Origin of the sequence: Oscillibacter sp. CAG:155, from assembly GCA_000436875.1 — a bacterium.
Classification (GTDB): Bacteria; Bacillota; Clostridia; order Oscillospirales; family Oscillospiraceae; genus Oscillibacter.
Map to the genome: position 1 here is coordinate 1 of FR890948.1, position 2,335 is coordinate 2,335.

Below are 2,335 nucleotides of genomic sequence, written 5' to 3' on the forward strand. Positions count from 1 at the left end.
CCGCTGCTGCTGGCCGCCGGAGAGCTGCATGGGCTTGTGGCGGAGCTTATCGCCAAGGCCCACCAGCTCCAGGGCGACTTTGGCCCGCTCCCGGCGCTCCGCCTTGGGAACCCCGGCATACATCAGGGGGACCTCCACGTTTTCCAGCAGCGTCAGCTTGGGCAGCAGATTATACTGCTGGAAAATAAAGCCCAACATCTTGTTGCGGATGGCCGCCAGCTGGTTTTTGTTCATCTGGCCCACGTCCCGGCCGTCCAGCAGATAGGTGCCGGAAGTGGGAACGTCCAGGCAGCCGATAATATTCATGCAGGTGGACTTGCCGGAGCCGGACTGGCCCACAATGGCCACAAATTCATTGCGGTCAATCTTCATGGAGATGTCATTGGCCGCCCGGATCAGGGTGTCGCCCATCTGATAGGTCTTGCAGACGTGGCGGAACTCAATGAGGGGGCCCATCAGAAGCCTCCTCCGGGCCCGCCGGACATCCCGCCGCCTCCGGCGACGGGGCCACCGTTCATGCCGCCGCCCATCCCGCCGGAGGGCATCATCCCCATGGCGCCCATGGCCATGTCCCCGGAGCCGCCGGACGTTTGCAGGTACGCCACGGTGTCACCCTCCTGCAATCCGGAGAGGATCTGGATGTAGCTGTCGTCGCTGATGCCGGTCTCCACCTCCACGTAAACATAGCCCTCCGGGGCCTCCTGGTCCAGGGCGTTTGCCGCGCTGGGGGAGTCCGCGGTAATGAGAACCGTGTTGCCCCGGTTCACCGCACCGCTGGGGATGGCCAGCACATCTTCGGCGGAGTCCAGAATGATCTCCGCATCCACGTTCATGCCGGGCCGCAGGCCGTCGGTCTCATCAATGCGGACGGTGACGGGATAGGTGGTGATGCCGCCGGAGGTGGTCCCTGCCACAGAGACCTTGGTGACCACGCCGGTATAGGTGGTGCCCTCCACGGCATCGGCGGTGATCTGGACCTCCTGGCCCACTGCCACGTCGGAGATATCCAGCTCATCGATGTTCATGGTCATCTCCAGATAACTCAGATCGTAAATGACACACAGCGTACCATCGGAACCGCCCTCGATCTTGTCTCCGGCCTTGGCGTTTTTGGTGACCACTTCACCGGAGATGGGTGCGGTGATGGAATAGTCATCCAGCGTCTCCTTGGCATTTTCCAGGGAGGACTGGGCGTTTTCCACATTGATCTCGGCGTTTTGAATGGAGTTATCCACGCTGTTTCCGGTGATGGTGCAGATCCGGTCGCCTTCGGAGATGGTGTCACCGGCCAGCCAGCTCAGGCCCGAGATCTTGCCGGATGCCTCGGCCGTGACCACGCTGGAAGTACCGAGATTGATGCTGGTCTGACCATAGCTGGCATAGCTGCCCACATAGATGGTGGCCGTGTAATCCGACGTCACAAGCCCCGGATTGGACGCCTTCACCTGGACGGATACCGCCTGCTGGCCGCTGGAGGTGGTAAACGTAGACGTGGAGACCGCCGTGACTGTACCGGTGGTGGTGCCCGCAAACCCGTTGATGTAGATGGTCGCGGTCTGACCGATGTAGAAATCAGAGGGGCTGGCGTAAGGGAAAAGGCCGGTGAGGTAAATGTGATTGTCCCCCACGATCCGCATCAGCTCCGTACCGGCGCTGACCGTGTCTCCGTTTTTCACATAGACCTCGCTGACCGTTCCGCTCAGGTCCGCAGTGGGATACTTGGCCGCCACCGCCTGCTGGTAGTTGGTCTGGGCCTGGGTATAGCTGTTCTGGGCCTGGGTCTGGCTGTTGGAGGCCCCGGAGGAATCCAGGGTGTAGAGCAGCTGTCCCTTTTCCACCTGATCTCCCTCCTCAAACGTATCACTGAGGATCTCACCGGAGACCAGGGTGCTGACGGTGTACGAGTCCGCCGGCTGCAGCGTTCCGCTGGAGCTGAGGGAGCGGGTGATGTTCCGCGTCTCCACGGTGGCCGTCTGGTAGCTGGCCTCCGCCGCGGCCTCCTGGCCGCCGAACCCCCGCGCCGCCAGAATGCCGGCCACAATGGCCGCTGCCACCAGCAGCGCCAGGCACTTGCGCTTTTTCCCTTTGAGCAGTCGTTTCAGCCGCCTTTTCTTGGGAGCGGCAGGGATCTCTTCCGCCGGTTGTGCAACCGCCAGCTGTCCCTCTGTTCGTTCTTCCTTCATGACACAGATTCCTTTCCATCGTTCCTCACTGGAACGTTCTGGTAGCATGATACGGAAAAAAGCTAAAACCAATCTGAAAAGTTTTCTCTTATTTTGTTCTTGTTTTTAACTAATTCTTTCTAATATCCCTATAATTTTCAGCTTAAAAGTAT

General features: G+C 60.1%; 2 protein-coding genes. Both read right to left on the reverse strand.

Annotated elements, in window-relative coordinates; all coding sequences use genetic code 11:
• Positions 1-456, reverse strand: a 456-nt coding sequence (locus QZL67_RS09135) for an ABC transporter ATP-binding protein (protein ID WP_292920214.1), incomplete at its 3' end; no start/stop codon positions are given.
• Entirely contained in the window at positions 456-2,183 is a 1,728-nt protein-coding gene (locus QZL67_RS09140) for an HlyD family efflux transporter periplasmic adaptor subunit (protein ID WP_022290418.1), read from the reverse strand. The genes QZL67_RS09135 and QZL67_RS09140, both read right to left, overlap by 1 nt.
• Between the last annotated feature and the right edge of the window lie 152 nt (positions 2,184-2,335).

Excerpts from the sequence above, each read along its gene's own strand:
- QZL67_RS09140 (WP_022290418.1), bottom strand. The coding sequence starts at position 2,183 with ATGAAGGAAGAACGAACAGAGGGACAGCTGGCGGTTGCACAACCGGCG.